This is a genomic window from Micromonospora sp. NPDC049799, assembly GCF_040656655.1.
GTDB lineage: Bacteria > Actinomycetota > Actinomycetes > Mycobacteriales > Micromonosporaceae > Micromonospora.
The window spans coordinates 1-19158 of sequence record NZ_JBFAMU010000056.1 but is presented as its reverse complement, the minus strand read 5'-3'; the positions used below and the strand labels follow the sequence as shown (position 1 = coordinate 19158).

Below are 19158 nucleotides of genomic sequence, written 5' to 3'. Positions count from 1 at the left end.
GGCTCACAAGGGCACCACGATGAACTTCGACGGCTTCAACGCCGACCAGAAGTACCAGTACCTCCTGGTGTGGATCACCGAGTTGCCCTCGAACGGGTGGCCGCGGCGGCGGGAGCCGGCTCGCCGACGCCGGCAGCACCGCCCCGGACGTGAAGGCCCCCGACGACAAGTCGCCGGAGATCCGGGCCGCCGAGACGCGGCAGCCGGACGCGCACACCGCCGTCCCGGACGCCCCCGGCACCAAGGTCCCGACCGACAGCACCGCCCCGGCCCCCCGGGACGCGCAGGAGGCCGAGGCCGCCGGTGTCGCCGCCAACGCGCCGGCCGGTGACGGCAAGCCCGCCGGCGACGAGGCCGCGGCGCAGGAGCGCAACCTGAAGGAAGCGGAGGCAGGGACGGGCACCGATGGCCCGGGCTCCGCCGTCGCGAGCGAAACGGGGGTCCAGAAGTGACCGCTCCTCGGCCGGAGACGCTGGCCAAGCTCACCCCGGTGCTGACCAAGCGCTGGCTCTCGCCGGACGCCTGGCGGATCGGCACCTACGAGAAGCTCGACGGGTACGCGGCGCTGCGCAAGGCGCTGAAGGCCCACCCGGACGACCTGATCCAGCTGGTCAAGGACTCCGGCCTGCGCGGCCGGGGCGGCGCCGGCTTCCCCACGGGTCTCAAGTGGGGCTTCATCCCGCAGGGCGACGGCAAGCCGCACTACCTCGTGGTCAACGCCGACGAGGGCGAGCCGGGCACCTGCAAGGACCTGCCGCTGATGACCCACGACCCGCACTCACTGGTCGAGGGCGTGATCATCGCGTCGTACGCGATCCGCGCCAACCGGGCCTACATCTACATCCGGGGCGAGGCGGTGCACGCCGCCCGACGGCTGCGCAACGCCGTGCAGGAGGCGTACGCCAAGGGCTACCTCGGGAAGAACATCATGCGCAGCGGCTTCGACCTGGAGCTGGTGGTGCACTCGGGTGCCGGGGCGTACATCTGCGGTGAGGAGACCGCGCTGCTGGACTCACTGGAGGGCTTCCGGGGTCAGCCCCGGCTGCGCCCGCCGTTCCCGGCGACCCACGGCCTGTACGCGAGCCCGACCGTGGTGAACAACGTCGGCACCATCGCCAGCGTGCCGTACATCGTGCTGGGCGGTGCGGACTGGTGGAAGACCATGGGCACGGAGAAGTCCTCCGGGCCGATGATCTACTCGCTGTCCGGCCGGGTCGCCAACCCGGGGCAGTACGAGTGCACGATGGGCGTGACGCTTCGGGAGCTGCTGGAGCTGGCCGGCGGGATGCGGCCGGGCCACAACCTGCGGTTCTGGACTCCGGGCGGCTCGTCGACGCCGCTGCTGACCGCCGAGCACCTCGACGTGCCGCTGGACTTCGAGGGGGTGGCCGCCGCCGGCTCCATCCTCGGCACGACGGCCACGCAGATCTTCTCGGACCAGGACTGCCCGGTGTACGCGACGTACCGGTGGCTGGAGTTCTACCACCACGAGTCGTGCGGCAAGTGCACCCCGTGCCGCGAGGGCAACTACTGGATGGTCCGGGTCTACCGGCGGATCCTCGCCGGCCAGGGCACCCACGAGGACCTGGACACCCTGCTCGACACCTGCGACAACATCCTCGGCCGCTCGTTCTGCGGCCTGGGTGACGGCGCTACCAGCTCGGTGACCTCGTCGCTGAAGTACTTCAAGCAGGACTACCTCGACTACATCGAGGGTCGTACCGCGCCGAAGCTCTCCGACAAGCAGCTGGTTGGAGCCCACTGATGACGGACGTAGTCAAGCAGACCGAGACGGTCACGCTCACCATCGACGGCGTCGAGGTCACCGCCCCGAAGGGGACGCTGCTGATCCGGGTCGCCGAGCAGATGGGCACCGAGATCCCCCGGTTCTGCGACCACCCGCTGCTGGCCCCGGCCGGCGCGTGCCGGCAGTGCCTGGTCGAGGTGGAGGGGCAGCGCAAGCCCGTCGCCTCCTGCACCCAGACGGTCGCCGACGGCATGGTGGTCCGCACCCAGCTCACCTCCCCGGTCGCCAAGAAGGCGCAGGAGGGGGTCATGGAGCTGCTGCTGATGAACCACCCGCTCGACTGCCCGATGTGCGACAAGGGCGGCGAGTGCCCGCTGCAGAACCAGGCGATGTCCACGGGCCGCACCGACTCGCGGTTCCACGAGCACAAGCGGGAGTACCCGAAGCCGCTGCCGATCAGCACCCAGGTGCTGCTCGACCGCGAGCGCTGCGTGCTCTGCCAGCGCTGCACCCGGTTCTCCGAGGAGATCGCCGGCGACAAGTTCATCGACCTGATGGGCCGGTCGTCCGCCGAGGAGATCAACATCTACCGGGACGAGGCGTACGGGGAGGAGGGCGACTCCGGTGACGTGCCGTTCAACTCGTACTTCTCCGGCAACACCGTGCAGATCTGCCCGGTGGGTGCCCTGACCGGGGCCCAGTACCGGTTCCGGGCCCGCCCGTTCGACCTGGTCTCCAGCCCCAGCGTGTGCGAGCACTGCTCGGCCGGTTGCGCGCAGCGCACCGACTGGCGGCGCGGCAAGGTCATGCGCCGGCTGGCCGGCGATGACCCGGCGGTCAACGAGGAGTGGAACTGCGACAAGGGCCGGTGGGCTTTCCAGTACACCCGCGCCTTCGACCGGCTCACCACCCCGCTGGTCCGTGACGAGCGCACCGGTGAACTGCGCGAGGCCTCCTGGAGCGAGGCGCTCAGCGTCGCCGCCGACGGGCTGCGTGCGGCCCGGGACGGCGGGCAGGGCACGGCGGTGCTCACCGGCGGCCGGCTGACCGTCGAGGACGCCTACGCGTACGGCAAGTTCGCGCGGGTCGCCCTGCACACCAACGACATCGACTTCCGCGCCCGCCCGGTCTCCCGCGAGGAGGCCGACTTCCTGGCCAGCAGCGTCGCCGGGACCACCGACGTGACCTACGCCGACGTGGAGAACGCTCCCGCCGTGGTACTGGTCGGCCTGGAGCCGGAGGAGGAGTGCCCCATCCTCTTCCTGCGGCTGCGCAAGGCGTACCTGAAGAAGACCCTGACGGTGTACGCGATCGCGCCGTTCGCCACGCGTGGCCTGGAGAAGCTCGGCGCCAAGCTGGCCCGGGTGGTGCCGGGCGAGGAAGCCAGCGTGCTCGCCGAGCACGCGACGGTCGCCGAGGCGCTGGGCCAGCCGGGCGCGATCCTGATCGTCGGCGAGCGGCTGGGTGGCGTACCGGGCGGGCTCTCCGCGGCGGCGGCGGTCGCCCGGCGTACCGGTGCGAAGCTGGCCTGGGTGCCGCGGCGGGCGGGTGACCGCGGCGCGGTCGACGTCGGCTGCCTGCCCAACCTGCTGCCCGGCGGACGCCTGGTGACCGAGCCGGCCGGCCGGGCCGAGCTGGGCGAGGCGTGGGACATCCCGGCCGGGGTCATCCCGAGCCAGGCGGGCCGGGACACCGACGGCATCCTCACCGCGGCGGCGAACGGCCAGTTGGGCGCGCTGGTGGTGGCCGGGGTCGACCCGGCCGACCTGGCCGACCCGAGGCTGGCCGAGGCCGCCCTGGACGCGGTGCCGTTCCTGGTCAGCCTGGAACTGCGCAACAGCGCCGTGGCCCGGCGGGCGAACGTGGTCTTCCCGGTCGCCCCGGTGGTCGAGAAGGCCGGCAGCTTCCTGGACTGGGAGGGCCGCCTGCGCACCTTCGAGGCGGTGCTGAACACCGCCGCGATGACCGACGCCCGGATCCTGGACGCGCTCGCCGCGCAGCTCGACGTGCGGCTCGGCACCGGTGACGTGCCGAGCATCCGGCGTGAGCTGGGCGCCCTGCCCCGGACCCGCACCGACCGCCCGGCCCCGCCGTCGGTGGAGCCGGGCCCGGTGCCGCACCCGGGTGCCGGTGAGGCCGTGCTCGCGACCTGGCACCAGCTGGTCGACCTGGGCAGCCTGATCGACGGCGACGAGCACCTCGCCGGCACCGCCCGCCCGCCGGTGGTCCGGCTGGGCAAGGGCACGGCGGAGGCGCTCGGCGTCGCCGACGGCGACCCGGTCACGGTCGGGACCGACCGCGGCGGGGTCACCCTGCCGGCGGCGGTCACCGAGATGCCCGACGGGGTCGTCTGGCTGCCGACCAACTCGCCCGGCTCGACCGTCCGGCGCAGCCTCGGCGTGCCGGCCGGCGCGGTCGTCCGGGTCTCGGCCTCCACGGTGGCGGCCGACCTTCCCCACCAGGCCGACGCGACCGAGCCGGTCGCGGCGGACGCGGCCGGCCGTCCCGGTCCGCTCCTCAACTCCGGGGGTGTCGCATGACCTTCCTCGCACAGGACCCGACCCTGGCCGACTTCGGCCGGGACCCGTGGTGGCTGGTCCTCGGCAAGATCGTCTTCGCCTTCGCGTTCGGCCTGCTCGCCACCCTGCTCGGCGTCTGGTTCGAGCGGCGGGTCGTCGGTCGGATGGCGGTGCGGCCGGGCCCCAACCAGGTCGGCCCGTTCGGCCTGCTGCAGACCCTCGCCGACGGCTTGAAGATGGCCTTCAAGGAGGACATCCTGCCGAAGTCGGCGGACAAGATCGTCTACTTCTTCGCGCCGGTCATCTCGGTGGTGTGCGCGGTCACCGCGCTCTCGGTGATCCCGTTCGGCCCGATGGTCAGCATCTTCGGCCACCAGACGCCGTTGCAGGTCACCGACGTGCCGGTCGCGGTGCTGCTGGTGCTGGCGTGCTCGTCGATGGCCGTCTACGGCGTGGTGCTGGCCGGCTGGGCGTCCGGCTCGACGTACCCGCTGCTCGGTGGTCTGCGGTCCAGCGCCCAGCTGATCTCCTACGAGATCGCGCTCGGCCTCTCCGTCGTCGCGGTCTTCATGTCCGCTGGCACGATGTCCACCAGCGGCATCGTCGCCGCGCAGGGCAGCGGCAACCAGCTGAGCGTGTTCGGCGCCGACATCCCGGCCCCCGGCTGGTACGCGATCCTGCTCTTCCCGAGCTTCGTCATCTTCTTCATCTCGATCGTCGGCGAGACCAACCGGGCGCCGTTCGACCTGCCGGAGGCGGAGTCGGAGCTGGTGGCCGGCTTCATGACCGAGTACAGCTCGCTGAAGTTCGCGCTCATCATGCTCTCCGAGTACGTCGCGATGGTCACCATGTCGGCCTTCACCGTGACGCTGTTCCTCGGCGGCTGGCGGGCGCCCTGGCCGATCACCCTCTGGGAGGGCGCCAACTCCGGCTGGTGGCCGCTGCTGTGGTTCTTCGGCAAGGTCGTCCTGCTGGTGTTCGTCTTCGTGTGGCTGCGGGGCACGCTGCCCCGGCTGCGCTACGACCAGTTCATGCGCCTGGGCTGGCGGGTCCTGCTCCCGATCAACCTCGTCTGGCTCCTGGTCCTCGGTGGCCTGCGCTCGATCGAGGACTGGGACACCCGCGGCAAGGTGATCGCGGTCGGCATCCCGGCCGGCATCCTGCTGCTGGCCACGCTCTTCTGGCCGAGCCGGAAGCCGACGGTGCAGCCGACGGTCCAGGAACAGGTCGACAACCGGCCACCCGGCAGCTTCCCGCTGCCGCCGATGGACCTGCAGGTACCCCCGAGCCCGCGCACCCGGCGCGTGGTCGCCGAGCGGGAGCCGGCCAACGTCGCCGCCGGCCCGGACTCTCAGGAGGTGTGACGTGGGCGCGATCACCGGAACGTTCAAGGGCTTCGGTGTCACCTTCTCGCACATGTTCAAGAAGGTCGTCACCACCGACTACCCGTTCAAGCCGCCGGTCTCGGCGCCGCGCTACCACGGGCGGCACATCCTCAACCGGCACCCGGACGGGCTGGAGAAGTGCATCGGCTGCGAGCTGTGCGCCTGGGCCTGCCCGGCGGACGCGATCTACGTGGAGGGTGGCGACAACACCGAGGAGCAGCGCTTCTCCCCGGGTGAGCGGTACGCCAGCGTCTACCAGATCAACTACGCCCGCTGCATCTTCTGCGGCCTCTGCATCGAGGCCTGCCCCACCCGCTCGCTGACCATGAGCAACGAGTACGAGCTGGCCCGGGACAACCGGCAGGACCTGATCTTCACCAAGGAGCAGCTGCTCGCGCCGCTGCTGCCCGGGATGGAGCAGCCGCCGCACCCGATGCGCCTCGGCGAGAGCGAGAAGGACTACTACGTCGGTTCGCTGACCAACCCGGGCACCTCGGCCGGCGCGGAACGCTCCCCGATGGGCCCCGGCCGCTACCAGGTCGAGGAGCACCCCGGGGTGACCTTCCCCGGTGCCGAGCAGCACGCCCAGCGGGCCGCCGCCGCCAAGGGAGACGACGCATGACAACGCAGACGGTGCTCGCCGCGGCGGGCGAGGTGTCCGGCGGTGAGCAGGTCACCTTCTGGATCCTCGCCCCGCTGGCGCTGCTCGGCGCGATCGGCATGGTCGCCGCCCGCAACGCGGTGCACTCGGCCCTGTGGCTGGTGCTCACCATGCTCTGCCTGGGCGTGTTCTACGTCCTCCAGGCCGGGCCGTTCATCGGCATGGTGCAGATCATCGTCTACACCGGCGCCATCATGATGCTGTTCCTGTTCGTGCTGATGCTGGTCGGTCGGGACGCCTCCGACTCGCTGATCGAGACCCTGCGGGGTCAGCGGGTCGCGGCGATCGCGCTGGGGCTCGGCTTCGCCGGTCTGGTCGGCGGGGGCCTGTGGCGCGCGCTGGACGGCACCACCGCGGTGGGCCTGGAACAGGCCAACGCCGAGGGCAACGTGCAGGGCATCGCCCGGCTGCTCTTCACCAAGTACGTCTTCGCCTTCGAGCTGACCTCGGCGCTGCTCATCACCGCGGCGGTCGGCGCGATGGTCCTGGCGCACGTGGAGCGGCGCAAGGAGGACCGGATGGACCAGATCGCCACGATGAAGGCGCGGTTCGCCCCCGGCAACTACCCCGGCCCGAAGCCCGGCCCGGGTGTGTTCGCCACGTCCTCCTCGGTGGCCACCCCGGCCCGCCTGCCCGACGGCCGGCTGACCGACCGGAGCACGCCGGACATCCTGCCGGTACGCGAGCTCTCCGCGCAGGAGACTTCGCTGAAGGGGACGGACAAGTGACACCCGACTACTACCTCGTCCTCGCCGCGGTGCTGTTCACCATCGGCGCCGCCGGGGTGCTCATCCGGCGCAACGCGATCGTGCTCTTCATGTGCGTCGAGCTGATGCTCAACGCCGCCAACCTGACGCTGGTCACCTTCAGCCGGATCAACGGTGACCTCAACGGCCAGATCATGGCGTTCTTCGTGATGGTGGTGGCGGCGGCCGAGGTCGTGGTCGGGCTCGCCATCATCATGTCGATCTTCCGGACCCGGCGCTCCGCGAGCGTCGACGACGCCAACCTGCTGAAGTACTGAGGGGCCTGCGGTGATGGAGATTCTGGCGAACGCTCCGGTCGAACCGGTGGGCACCGTCACGTACGCCACGGCGGACGGACTGCTCGGCAGCGTCTGGCTGCTGGTAGCGATTCCACTGGTGAGCGCCGCGATCCTGCTGCTGCTCGGCCGGCGTGCCGACCGCTGGGGCCACTGGCTCGGCGTGGGCGCCATCGGCGCCGCGTTCCTGCTGGGCCTGACCTACTTCCTCCAGCTTCGCGGCCTGGAGAACAAGTCCGTCGAGCTGAGCCTCTGGGACTTCATCACCGTCGGCGAGCTGCGGGTGGACTTCGGTCTGCTCTTCGACCCGCTGGCCGGTGTCTTCGTCCTGCTGATCACCGGGGTGGGTTTCCTCATCCACCTGTACGCGGTGGAGTACATGGCGCACGACGCCGGCCGGCGTCGGTTCTTCGCGTACTTCAACCTGTTCGTCGCCGCGATGCTCCTGCTGGTGCTCGGCAACAACTACGTGATGCTCTACTTCGGCTGGGAGGGCGTCGGTCTGGCGTCGTACCTGCTGATCTCCTTCTGGTACGAGCGGCCGAGCGCCGCGACGGCCGGCAAGAAGGCGTTCCTGATGAACCGGGTCGGCGACGCCGGTCTGGCCATCGGCATCTTCATCATGTTCGCCACCCTGGGCACCACGCAGTACGACGAGGTCTTCACCGGGGTCGGCTCGCTGACCGCCACCACGGTGCTGGTGCTCGGCCTGCTCCTGCTGCTCGGCGCGACCGGCAAGTCCGGCCAGTTCCCGCTCCAGGCGTGGCTTCCGGACGCGATGGAGGGCCCGACCCCCGTGTCGGCGCTCATCCACGCGGCGACGATGGTCACCGCCGGCGTCTACCTGATCGCCCGGTCGAACCCGATCTTCTCGGCAAATTCGACGCTCCAGCTCGTCGTGGTGAGCGTCGGCGCGCTGACGCTGCTGATCGGCTGCATCATCGGTGCCGCGAAGGACGACATCAAGCGGGTGCTGGCCTGGTCGACCGTCAGCCAGATCGGCTACATGTTCCTCGGTGTCGGCCTGGGCGGCGCGGCGTACGCGCTGGCGATCGTGCACCTGCTGGCGCACGGCTTCTTCAAGGCCAACATGTTCCTCGGTGCCGGTTCGGTCATGCACGGCATGAAGGACCAGGTGGACATCCGGCGCTTCGGCGGGCTGTCGAAGCACATGAAGATCACCTGGATCACCTTCATGATGGGCTGGCTGGCCATCATCGGCATGTTCCCGTTCTCCGGCTTCTTCTCCAAGGAGCCGATCATCGTGGCCGCCTTCGAGCGGGACGACTGGACGGCCTGGCTCTTCGGCGGCGCCGCGCTGCTCGGTGCCGGGCTGACCGCCTTCTACATGACCCGGCTCTTCGTCCTCACCTTCCACGGCCCGAAGCGGTGGACCGAGGACATCGAGCACCCGCACGAGTCGCCGAAGCTGATGACGATCCCGCTGATCCTGCTGGCGATCGGGTCGGTCGGCGCCGGCTTCCTCCTGTCCACCTCCGTGCCCGACTGGCTGGAGGCGACCGCCGGGTTGGGCGCGCAGGAGGAGCCGCACGAGGCGGTCCTCTCGCACGCCGTGATCACCGCGCTCTCGCTGCTGGTCACCGTGGTCGGCGCCGGGCTGGCGTGGTTCCTGTTCCGGGCCGGCACGGCGACCGCGCCGCAGCCGGCCGGGATCCTGGTCACCGCCGCCCGACGCAACCTCTACACCGACGCCGTCAACGAGGCGGTCTTCGAGAAGCCGGGCATCTTCCTCACCCGGGCGCTGGTCTACCTCGACAACCGTGGCGTGGACGGGCTGGTCAACGGCTTGGCGGCCGGTGTCGGCGGTGGTTCGGGCCGGCTCCGGCGGCTGCAGACCGGCTTCGTCCGGTCGTACGCCACCTCGATCCTGGCCGGCGCGCTGCTGGTGGTGGCGGCGTTCCTGGCCGTCGAGGCGGGGTGGCTCGCGTGATCGACCTTCAGAGCTGGTCGGGAACCATCTCCCAGGCGGCCGTCGTCGGCGGACCGCGCAGTGACGACGGAGGTAAGGCCGCATAATGTCCGACTTCCCGTTCCTCTCGGTGCTCACCGTGGCGCCGCTGGTCGGTGCCCTGGTGGTGGCCTTCCTGCCGCGGAGCCGGCCGGAGCTGGCCAAGCAGGTGGCGCTCGGCTGGTCGCTGCTGGTGCTGGTGCTGTCGGTGGTCATGTGGGTGACCTGGCAGACCGGTGGTGAGCGGTTCCAGTTCCGCGAGTCCTACCCGTGGATCCCGAACTGGGGCGTCAACTTCACCTTCGCCGCCGACGGCATCGCACTGGTGATGCTGATGCTGATCGCGGTGCTGGTACCGCTGGTGATCCTGGCGTCCTGGCACGACGCGGACGCCTCGAAGCGGTCGGTGCCGGTCTACTTCGCGCTGCTGCTCGTCCTCGAGTGCACGATGATCGGCGTCTTCGCCGCCGCCGACGTGTTCCTGTTCTACGTGTTCTTCGAGGTCATGCTCGTGCCGATGTACTTCCTCATCGGCAGCTACGGAGGCCACCAGCGGCAGTACGCGGCGGTGAAGTTCTTCCTCTACTCGCTGGTCGGCGGTCTGTTCATGCTCGCCGCCGTGATCGGCCTCTGGGTGGTCGGCGGGAAGACGTTCGACTGGCAGGCGCTGTCCCAGGTGGACATCACCACCGGCACCGAGCGCTGGCTGTTCCTGGGCTTCTTCCTCGCCTTCGCGATCAAGGCGCCCTTCTTCCCGTTCCACACGTGGCTGCCGGACGCCGGTGGCGCGGCGCCCGCCGGTGCGGCGGCCCTGCTCGTCGGCGTGCTGGACAAGGTGGGCACCTTCGGCATCCTGCGCTACTGCCTGCCGCTCTTCCCGGACGCGGCGAAGTGGTTCGCGCCGTGGGCGCTGGCGCTGGGCGTGATCGGCATCATCTACGCCGCGCTGCTCGCGGTCGGCCAGAACGACCTGAAGCGGCTGGTGTCGTACACCTCGATCGCGCACTTCGGGTTCATCGGCGTCGGCATCTTCGCCTTCACCACCCAGGCGGGCACCGGGGCCGTGCTCTACATGGTCAACCATGGTCTCGCCACGGGCCTGCTCTTCCTCGTGGTCGGCATGCTGATCGCCCGCCGGGGCTCGGCGCTGATCAGCGACTTCGGTGGCGCGGGCAAGCTGGTGCCGGTCCTGGCGGGGGTGCTCTTCTTCGCCGGTCTCGCCTCGCTGGCGCTGCCCGGCACGGCACCGTTCGTCTCCGAGTTCCTGGTGCTGATCGGCACGTTCACGGTGAACAAGCCGGTCGCGGTGATCGCGACGCTCGGCATCATCCTGGCGGCGGCGTACGTGCTCTGGATGGTGCAGCGCACCACGCAGGGCACGCTCAACCCGGCGCTGACGGAGATCGACGGCATGAAGCGTGACCTGAACCTGCGCGAGAAGGTCGTGGTCGCCCCGCTGATCGCGCTGATCGTGCTGCTCGGCTTCTACCCGAAGCCGGTCACCGACGTGATCAACCCGGCGGTGCAGGCGACCATGCAGGACATCGACCGGACCGATCCCGCCCCCACCTCGGGCGGCACCGTCCAGGAGGCGGCGAAGTGAACGAGCTGCAACTCCCCTCGATCGACTACGGGGCACTCGCGCCGACGTTGATCATGCTGGGCGCCGCGCTGCTCGGCGTCCTGGTCGAGGCGTTCGTGCCCCGACGGCACCGGCACGTCGTCCAGCTGTCGCTGGCGCTGCTGGCGGTCCTCGCCGCGCTGACCATGGTCGTCCTGCACGCCGACGACCGGCTGGTCACCATCGGCGGTGCGATCGCCGTGGACGGGCCGGCGCTCTTCCTCCAGGGCGCGATCCTGGTGCTCGCCGCGATGTCGCTGCTGCTCATAGGTGAGCGCACGGTGGAGCGGGGCGGGTACTTCGTGGCCCAGGCCGCGGTCACCGCCGAGTCCGACGAGGACCGGCGGCAGGCCGAGGGGCAGAACGGCGCCACCGAGGTCTATCCGCTGACCACCTTCGCGATCGGCGGCATGCTGATCTTCGTGGCGGCGAACGACCTGCTGACCATGTTCATCGCGCTGGAGGTCTTCTCGCTGCCGCTCTACCTGCTCTGCGCGCTGGCCCGCCGCCGGCGCCTGCTGAGCCAGGAGGCGGCGCTGAAGTACTTCATGCTCGGCGCGTACGCCTCGGCGTTCTTCCTCTTCGGTGTCGCCCTGGTCTACGGCTTCACCGCCGGCATCCCGGGTCGCCCGGCCGGTGTCGACTTCGCCACCGTGAACGCCGCCGTCGCCGACTCCCCGGCCAGCCCGGTGCTGCTCTTCGCCGGCATGGCCATGCTCTCCATCGGCCTGCTGTTCAAGGCGGCCGCCGCGCCGTTCCATGTCTGGACGCCCGACGTCTACCAGGGCGCCCCGACTCCGGTCACCAGCTTCATGGCCGCCTGCACGAAGGTCGCCGCCTTCGGCGCGCTGCTGCGGGTCTTCCACGTGGCCTTCGAGGGGGCCCGCTGGGACTTCACCCCGGTGCTCGGCGTGGTCGCGGTGCTCACCATGCTGATCGGCGCGGTGCTCGCGGTCACCCAGACCGACATCAAGCGGCTGCTCGCGTACTCGTCGATCGCCAACGCCGGCTACCTCCTCGTCGGCGTGCTCGCGCCGAACTCCGAGGGCATCTCCGGGACGATGTTCTACCTGGTCGCGTACGGCTTCTCGGTGCTCGCCGCATTCGCCGTGGTGACGCTGGTCCGGGACGCCGACGGGGAGGCCACCCACCTGTCCCGCTGGGCCGGGCTGGGTCGCCGCTCGCCGTTCTACGCGGGCCTGTTCACCTTCATCCTGCTCGCCTTCGCCGGCATCCCGCTGACCAGTGGTTTCACCAGCAAGTTCGCGGTCTTCGGTCCGGCGCTCGACGGCGGGCAGGCGTGGCTGGTGATCGCCGGCGTGCTGACCAGCATGGTGCTGGCCTTCCCGTACCTGCGGGTCGTCGTGATGATGTGGCTCTCCGAGCCGGGCGAGTCCACCCCCACGGTGACCGTGCCGGGCGGGCTGACCTCGGCCGCCCTGATGATCGGCGTCATCGCCACCCTGGTTCTCGGCGTCGCGCCGGCCCCGCTGCTGGACCTGGCCACCGGCGCCGCCGAATTTGTCCGATGACCGACGCGCCTCCGCGCGGGGGCCGGTACGCCACGGGCGTGCCGGCCCCCGCGCCGTTTCCCCCGCCCAGGGGAGGGGCAGGTCTGAGGGGTGTGGCATGGTTGAAGACGTGGTGAATCCGGCTGGCGAGCGTTCAGGTGCCACCGGCTCCGGCGGTCGCCGGGACCGGATGGGCACGAGTCAGTTCGGCGCGCTCGGCCTGCATCTCGCCGACCCGCGCGTCGAGGCGTCCGTGCTGGGTCTGCTCGCCTCGGTGGAGGACGAGCTGCGGGCCAGCGTGTCCAGCGCCGACCCGTTCGTCACCGAGGCCGCCCGGCACCTCGTGGAGGCCGGCGGCAAGCGTTTCCGCCCGCTGCTGGTGGCGCTGGGCGCCCAGTTCGGCGATCCGACCGGCGCGCAGGTCGTACCGGCCGCGGTGGTGATGGAGCTCACCCACCTGGCGACCCTCTACCACGACGACGTCATGGACGAGGCCGCCGTGCGGCGGGGCGCCCCCAGCGCCAACTCCCGCTGGACCAACTCGGTGGCCATCCTGGTCGGCGACTATCTCTTCGCCCGCGCCGCGGACATCGCGGCGGACCTGGGCACCGAGGCCGTACGCCTCCAGGCGCGCACCTTCGCCCGCCTGGTGCACGGCCAGATCGCCGAGACCGTCGGCCCGCGCGCCGGCGACGACCCGGTGACGCACTACCTCACCGTGATCGCGGAGAAGACCGGCTCGCTGATCGCCACCTCGGCCCGCTTCGGCGGCATGTTCGGTGGTGCGACGCCGGAGCACACCGAGGCGCTCGCCGGCTACGGCGAGACGATCGGCGTGGCCTTCCAGCTCTCCGACGACCTGCTCGACATCGCCTCCGAGTCGGTGCAGTCCGGCAAGACGCCCGGCACCGACCTGCGGGAGGGCGTGCCCACCCTCCCGGTGCTGTACGCGCTGGCCTCGGACGACGCCGACGCCTCGTCGGTGCGGCTGCGGGAGATCCTGGCCACCGGCCCGCTCACCGACGACGACCTGCACGCGGAGGCCCTCGGCCTGCTGCGGGAGAGCCCGGCGCTCAAGCGCGCCCGGGAGACCGTGCGCAGCTACGCCGAGGACGCCCGCTCGCAGCTCGCCCCGCTCCCCGAGGCCCCGGCCCGCCGCGCCCTAGAGTCCCTCTGCGACTACATCGCCGACCGCACCAGCTGACCCCCCGCCCCTCCCCCCTCCGCCCCCGGGCCCTCCGCCTTTTCCGTTGATCAAGGGGTTTGCGCCGGGATCCGGCCGGTGGATGACGCAAACCCCTTGATCAACGCGATGGGTGGGGGTGGGGGCGGGGGTGGGTTAGGAGGCGGCTGCCGAGGAGCATCAGGGTGGCCGCCAGCAGCATGGAGAGTGCTGCTACCGCCCACATCGTCTCGTAGCCGGCCTGGCTGGCGACCGTGCCGAGGCCCAGCGGGCCGAGGCAGCCGCCCGCGTACACGCCGGTCTGGGTGATCGACGTGGCGGCGGCCGGTGCCTGCGGGTGCAGCCGGACCACCGCGAAGTTCATCAGGCCGGGCCAGGCCCAGCCCAGGCCGAAGCCGAGCACGACACCCACCGTCAGCGGCACCGGGCCGGCCACCGCGAGCAGGGCGAGCCCGGCGGCGCCGACCACCAGCATGCCGGCGATGACCGCCACGTGGCCGCCGGCCCGGCGGTCGGCGAGCCAGCCCGCGCCGACCCGTGCGGTGACGCAGACCGCGCTGCCGAGGGTGAGGGTGAGGCCGGCCAGGCCGGGAGCCAGGCCGCGGTCGACGGCCGAGTCGACGACGAAGGTCCCGAGGGCGTTCGCGGCGGCGGCGGCCAGCGTCGCCGCCACCCCCACGACCACCAGGGCCGTGGTGGCGCGGCCACCACGGGCCGGTGCGGCCCTCCGGTCGGGACGGGCTTCCTTCGGCGGTACGGCGGGCAGCGCGGCCAGGGCCACCACGGCGGCTGCCACGAAGGCCCACCGCCAGCCGGCGGTCAACGCGATCGCGGGCACCGCCAGGCCCGCCAGGAGCGTGGAGACCGGTATCGCGGCCTGCTTCACCCCGAAGGACAGCCCCTGCCGGTGGAGCGGCACGTGGCGGGCCAGGGCGGCGTTGCTGGCAAGTTGGCCGAGGGCGTTCGCGGTGCCGGCGACGGCGAGCAGCCCGACCAGCACCGGGTACGAGCGGGCCACGGACGCGACGGCGAGCATGGTGCCGGCGGAGAGCAGGATGCCGGCGCGCGCGACCACGGCCGGTCCGTGGCGCTCGGTGAGCTTCCCGGACGGCACCGAGGCCAGCGCGCCCACCCCGAAGTACACCGAGACGACCAGGCCGAGACCGGCGGGGGAGAAGCCGAGGTCCTCACTCATCTGCACGGCGAGGCCGCCGACCAGAAAGACCGGGAGGACGCAGGCGATCGTGACGGCCACGGCGCCGGCCGCGGAGCGTACGGGGTGGGCCGGGGCGGTGCCGGGGCCGGATGCGAGGGCGGAGTCGGTCATGGTCCGGCAAACCTACGTGAGGGCTCCGCCGGCAACCCAGGGTGTCGGTGGCGGTACAAGGCGTGGATGAGAATTCGGCATCCTCCACCCGAACAGGCATTTCGCCGGAGGCATGTATTTCATATGGTGTAAGTCCCCGGCGGCGGAGGTGGTTGTGCGCGACCCCCTGGCGGAACCTTCGGACCTCATCCGGAGCGTGTCCCGCGCGCTACGAGTGCTCGAGTCGGTCGGTCGTGCCCCCAAGGGGTTGACCGTCAAGCAGATCGCCCGGCGCTGCGAGCTGACCGTGGCCACCACGTACCACCTGGTCCGCACCCTGGCGTACGAGGGCTACGTGATCCGTCGGGAGGACGGCACGTACATCGTCGGCCTGGAGGTGGCGGACCGCTACCGAGAGCTCGTCACCGCGTTCCGGGGCCCGCCCGCCGTCGGCGAGTGCCTGCGCCGGTCGGCGGTGGACACGGGCTACAGCCACTTCCTGGGCCGGTTCGTCGGCGGCCAGGTGGCGATCACGGCGGTCGCCGAGGGCCCCCGCTCGCCGTACCTGGAGGATCTCGTTCCCGGCTTCGACGAGGCCGCGCACGCGACCGCACTGGGCAAGGCCCTGCTCGCCACGCTCACCGCCGACCAGCGCTTCCGCTACCTGCGGGAGTACGGCATGCGGCCGTTCACCTCCGCCACCCTGACCACCCCGGAGGCGTTCGAGGCGGACCTGGCCGCCGGTGACCGGCGGGGCATGCACCTGGAGCTGGGTCAGTACCGCCAGGGCGTGGCCTGTGCCGCCGTGCTGGTCAGCCCGGACAAGGACATGGAGCGCCGGGTGGTCCTGGCGTGCGCGTTGCCGGCCGGCGAGATGATGACGTCGGCCCGGGTGGTCCGGGCGAAACTGCTCACCGCCGCCCGGTCGATCGCGGACAGCATCACCGCGGACGCCTGACCGCCGGGACGCCGACGGGCTGCCCCGTGGACGGAGAAGGCCCCTCCCCCTGGCCGGGGGAGGGGCCTTCCGGTCGGTCCAGCGCCGGACCGACCCGGGGAGGGATCAGCTGCCGATCGGGCCGCCGTCGAGACGCCAGGTGACCACGACGGCCGGCTTGGCGTAGTCGCCGTCGGGCCAGTTCGAGGCGGGGTTCTCGACCGACGCCCCGTCGATCTCACCGGGGTGCTGCACGGCCACGAAGACCGAGCGGTTGTCGGAGGTGATGAACGGACCGCAGGCCTCCGCGCCGACCGGCACGGTCAGGAACTGCTTGAGGTGACCCCGCTCCGGGCCCTCGACGGCGGTGGCGAAGAGGCCGTCGTTGCTGCCCAGCGCGTTGCCGTCGGTGGAGATCCAGAGGTTGCCGGTGGCGTCGAAGGCGACGTTGTCCGGGCAGGAGATCGGGGAGACCCTCGTCTTGTCGTACCCGGCGAAGTAGGTCGAGGCGTCCGTCGGGTCGCCGGCCACGATCGGCAGTGACCAGGTGAAGGTGTCGGCCGTGTGGTCGCCCCGGTGCTCGACCAGCTCCAGCACCTGGCCGTGCTTGTTGAGGTTGCGCGGGTTGGCCTCGTCGGCGGCGGCCTTGCCCGGCTTGCCCCGGTCGGTGTTGTTGGTCAGCGCCACGTACACCTTCCCGGTGAGCAGGCTCGGCTCGACGTCCTCCGGACGGTCCATCTTGGTCGCGCCGACCTTGTCACCGGCGAGCCGGGTGAAGGTGAGCACGTCGGCGGCGGTCATGCCCTCGACGTACGAGCGGTTGCCGCTGACCAGCTTGATCCACTGGCCGGTGCCGTCGAACGCGCCGTCGGTCGGCAGCGCGCCCGAGCCGTCGATCTCGCCGGCGCTGGTGAAGCCGAGCTTGGCGACGTAGAGCGTGCCGGACTCCAGCAGGGTCAGGTTGTGCCGGCGGGCGACCCAGGAGTTGCCCTTCATGTACTTCTTGTCGGAGACGAACTTGTAGAGGTAGTCGAACCGCTCGTCGTCACCCATGTACGCCACCACGTGGCCGCTCTTCGCGACGATCACGTTGGCGCCCTCGTGCTTGAACCGGCCGAGCGCGGTGTGCTTGCGCGGGCGGCTCTCCGGGTCCAGCGGGTCGATCTCCACGATCCAGCCGTGCCGGTTCGCCTCGTTCGGGTGCCTGGCCAGGTCGAAGCGCTCGTCGGCACGCTCCCACTTCCGGCTGCCGCTCGGGTAGCGGGCGGTGGTGCTGATGCCGTACCGCGCCAGCTTCGGCTTCGCGTCCTCCGGCGCGGCGTCGCCGCCGACGAAGTACTGGTTGAAGTTCTCCTCGCCGGAGAGCACGGTGCCCCACGGGGTGACGCCACCGGCGCAGTTGTTCAGCGTGCCGACGACCGTACGACCCTTCGGGTCCGCGGCGGTCCGCAGCCAGGCCGAGCCGGCGGCCGGGCCGGTCAGCTCGAACCGGGTGGTGTTGGCGGTGACCCGCCGGTTGTACGGACGGCGGCCGGAGTCGACCGGTCGCCACTGGCCGGTGCCGCCGACCCGCTCCAGCTCCACGACGGACATGCCGTGTGCGGCCATCGCGATCTTCAGCTGCTCGACCGAGAGGGCGTCCTGGCTGGTGAAGCCCGGGAACATCAGGTTCTCGTTGGTGTACTCGTGGTTGACCACGAGCAGCGCGCGACGCCGGTTGAGCGGGATGATCCCGACGAAGTCGTTGTTGTAGCCGAACTGCTTCGCCTGCGCGGCGGCGGTCTGCCCGTGCAGGTCGAACTCGGGGGCACCCGGCTCGACGGGGTCACCCCACGTGATCACGACAGCGTGGTCGTACCCGTTGGGCACGATGAAGCTGTCGAGGGTGTTCGGCGGGACCGGCTTGAAGGTCAGCGCGCCGTTGCCGACGCCCTTCTCGGGCCGGCCGAAGCCGATGGCGTCGAGGTCGGCCGGCACCTCGGGAGCGGCGGCGGCGGGAGCGGCCCCGGCCAGCGCGCCGGCCACCGCGCCACTGAAGCCGAGGACCAGTGCGCCGACCGCGCCGGTCCGGACGACACCGCGGCGGGAGACCTCCGCGTTGACGACGTCTCCGAAGTACGCGTTGTCGGAGGTGTTCGGCACCGGGTGGTCGCAGGCGTTGCCGCACCGGTAGAGACAGGTCATGGCGTCACGGCTGCCGTGGCGGGTGGTGCCCAGCAGCGGGAGCAGCCGAGGACGGTCGCTCATGTGGAGGAGCCTCCTGGAGGGGTCAGGCGCACGCCGGGTCAGCAACTGACGTGCGTACCCGCCGGACGCTAGGAGGGGCCGGTGAGCGGTCGTCGGCCTCGATGTGAACCCGGCATGAACAACTCGCCCGGGGCGACTGCGATGAGCTGGGGCTGAACCAATGCGGGTGCCGCGCACGTATGTCCCTGCGAAGGCACCGCCGGACTCGCGTCGACTGCGAGGAGACCGTCATCAGCGACCACGACGCCCAACTGCTCCGCGCCCTGCACGACGAGCACGCGGAGGCGCTGTACGCGCACGCCCTGCGCCTGGTCAACGGCGACCGGCAGCGGGCCGAGGACCTGGTGCAGGAAACCCTCCTGCGCGCCTGGCGGCACCCGGAGTCGCTCGATCCCCGGCGCGGCTCGGTCCGCGCCTGGCTGTTCACGACGGCCCGCAACCTGGCCATCGACGCTTGGCGCCGCCGATCCACCCGGGTCGGCGAGGTCTTCACCGACGAGTTGCCGGAGCCACCGGAGACCGTGGACGAGACGGAGCGCGCCGTGGAGGCCTGGACCGTCGCCGAGGCGTTGAACCGACTGAGCCCCACCCATCGTGAAGTTCTGGTGGAGTGCTTCTACCGAGGACGGTCGGTGGCCGAGGCGGCCGCGCGACTGGGAGTGCCGCCGGGGACGGTCAAGTCCCGGACGCACTACGCACTGCGCTCACTGCGGTTGGTCCTGGCCGAGATGGGGGTGACGGGATGACCCGGTGCGAGTTCGCGCACGACGACGGCGCGTACGTGCTGGGTGCGCTGGCTCCGGCGGAGCGGGCCGCCTACGAGCGGCACCTCGCCGGGTGCGCCGACTGCCGGCAGGCGGTCGCCGAGATCGCCGTGCTGCCGGGGCTGCTCGGCCGCCTCGACCCGGCCGGTCTGGAGCAGTTCCTCCCGGCGCCACCGTCCAAGAGCCCGGACCCGAAGACGGACCTGCTGGCCGCCGTGCCCGACGAGAAGGACCCGACGTTCCGGTTCAGCGGCACGGACGAGACG

At 71.3% G+C, this 19158-nt stretch carries 15 protein-coding genes and 1 pseudogene; 14 read left to right on the top strand and 2 right to left on the bottom strand.

The window, feature by feature from the left end:
* Positions 1 to 131 precede the first annotated feature (131 nt).
* The 11 genes and pseudogenes from AB0I76_RS07690 to AB0I76_RS07640 form a co-directional block, all read left to right on the top strand.
* Positions 132 to 452, top strand: a pseudogene (locus tag AB0I76_RS07690) (NADH-quinone oxidoreductase subunit NuoE); the annotation flags it as partial.
* On the top strand, positions 449 to 1765 hold the full coding sequence (gene nuoF, locus AB0I76_RS07685) for an NADH-quinone oxidoreductase subunit NuoF (protein ID WP_357031293.1): 1317 nt from the start codon (positions 449 to 451) through the stop codon (positions 1763 to 1765). The pseudogene AB0I76_RS07690 and the gene nuoF, both read left to right, overlap by 4 nt.
* Positions 1765 to 4287, top strand: coding sequence for an NADH-quinone oxidoreductase subunit G (locus tag AB0I76_RS07680; RefSeq protein ID WP_357031290.1), 2523 nt, complete (start codon positions 1765 to 1767; stop codon positions 4285 to 4287). The genes nuoF and AB0I76_RS07680 overlap by 1 nt, the downstream gene beginning before the upstream one ends.
* Positions 4284 to 5630, top strand: a complete 1347-nt coding sequence (gene nuoH / locus AB0I76_RS07675) for an NADH-quinone oxidoreductase subunit NuoH (protein WP_357031287.1) — start codon at positions 4284 to 4286, stop codon at positions 5628 to 5630. The genes AB0I76_RS07680 and nuoH overlap by 4 nt, the downstream gene beginning before the upstream one ends.
* A 1-nt stretch (position 5631) precedes the next feature.
* Entirely contained in the window at positions 5632 to 6273 is a 642-nt protein-coding gene (gene nuoI, locus AB0I76_RS07670; protein WP_357031284.1) for an NADH-quinone oxidoreductase subunit NuoI, read from the top strand.
* On the top strand, positions 6270 to 7040 hold the full coding sequence (locus tag AB0I76_RS07665; RefSeq protein WP_357031281.1) for an NADH-quinone oxidoreductase subunit J: 771 nt from the start codon (positions 6270 to 6272) through the stop codon (positions 7038 to 7040). The genes nuoI and AB0I76_RS07665 overlap by 4 nt, the downstream gene beginning before the upstream one ends.
* A complete protein-coding gene (gene nuoK / locus AB0I76_RS07660) occupies positions 7037 to 7336 on the top strand; it encodes an NADH-quinone oxidoreductase subunit NuoK (protein WP_222954162.1) in 300 nt (99 codons plus the stop codon). The genes AB0I76_RS07665 and nuoK overlap by 4 nt, the downstream gene beginning before the upstream one ends.
* 13 nt (positions 7337 to 7349) lie before the next feature.
* Complete coding sequence (gene nuoL / locus AB0I76_RS07655; protein WP_357031278.1) at positions 7350 to 9305, top strand: NADH-quinone oxidoreductase subunit L; 1956 nt, start codon at positions 7350 to 7352, stop codon at positions 9303 to 9305.
* A gap of 85 nt (positions 9306 to 9390) precedes the next feature.
* Complete coding sequence (locus AB0I76_RS07650; RefSeq protein WP_357031275.1) at positions 9391 to 10926, top strand: NADH-quinone oxidoreductase subunit M; 1536 nt, start codon at positions 9391 to 9393, stop codon at positions 10924 to 10926.
* Positions 10923 to 12476, top strand: coding sequence for an NADH-quinone oxidoreductase subunit NuoN (gene nuoN / locus AB0I76_RS07645; RefSeq protein ID WP_357031272.1), 1554 nt, complete (start codon positions 10923 to 10925; stop codon positions 12474 to 12476). The genes AB0I76_RS07650 and nuoN overlap by 4 nt, the downstream gene beginning before the upstream one ends.
* A gap of 97 nt (positions 12477 to 12573) precedes the next feature.
* Positions 12574 to 13659 (top strand): polyprenyl synthetase family protein, encoded by a 1086-nt coding sequence (locus tag AB0I76_RS07640; protein WP_357031269.1) that lies wholly within the window; start codon positions 12574 to 12576, stop codon positions 13657 to 13659.
* 100 nt (positions 13660 to 13759) lie between these two features.
* Here the strand turns inward: AB0I76_RS07640 and AB0I76_RS07635 are convergent, their stop codons facing one another.
* On the bottom strand, positions 13760 to 14965 hold the full coding sequence (locus tag AB0I76_RS07635) for an MFS transporter (RefSeq protein ID WP_357031265.1): 1206 nt from the start codon (positions 14963 to 14965) through the stop codon (positions 13760 to 13762).
* A gap of 154 nt (positions 14966 to 15119) precedes the next feature.
* Here AB0I76_RS07635 and AB0I76_RS07630 point away from each other — a divergent pair, with 154 nt between their 5' ends.
* The gene (locus AB0I76_RS07630; protein ID WP_357031262.1) at positions 15120 to 15902 is read left to right on the top strand and encodes an IclR family transcriptional regulator C-terminal domain-containing protein; all 783 of its coding nucleotides are present in this window, start codon (positions 15120 to 15122) and stop codon (positions 15900 to 15902) included.
* A gap of 105 nt (positions 15903 to 16007) precedes the next feature.
* Here the strand turns inward: AB0I76_RS07630 and AB0I76_RS07625 are convergent, their stop codons facing one another.
* Positions 16008 to 18128: a PhoX family phosphatase gene (locus AB0I76_RS07625; protein WP_357031259.1), complete on the bottom strand. Its 2121-nt coding sequence runs from the start codon at positions 18126 to 18128 to the stop codon at positions 16008 to 16010.
* A gap of 179 nt (positions 18129 to 18307) precedes the next feature.
* Here AB0I76_RS07625 and AB0I76_RS07620 point away from each other — a divergent pair, with 179 nt between their 5' ends.
* Complete coding sequence (locus AB0I76_RS07620) at positions 18308 to 18874, top strand: sigma-70 family RNA polymerase sigma factor (protein WP_357031256.1); 567 nt, start codon at positions 18308 to 18310, stop codon at positions 18872 to 18874.
* Positions 18871 to 19158: zf-HC2 domain-containing protein (locus tag AB0I76_RS07615; protein WP_357031253.1), on the top strand; the 288-nt coding region annotated here is incomplete at its 3' end. The genes AB0I76_RS07620 and AB0I76_RS07615, both read left to right, overlap by 4 nt.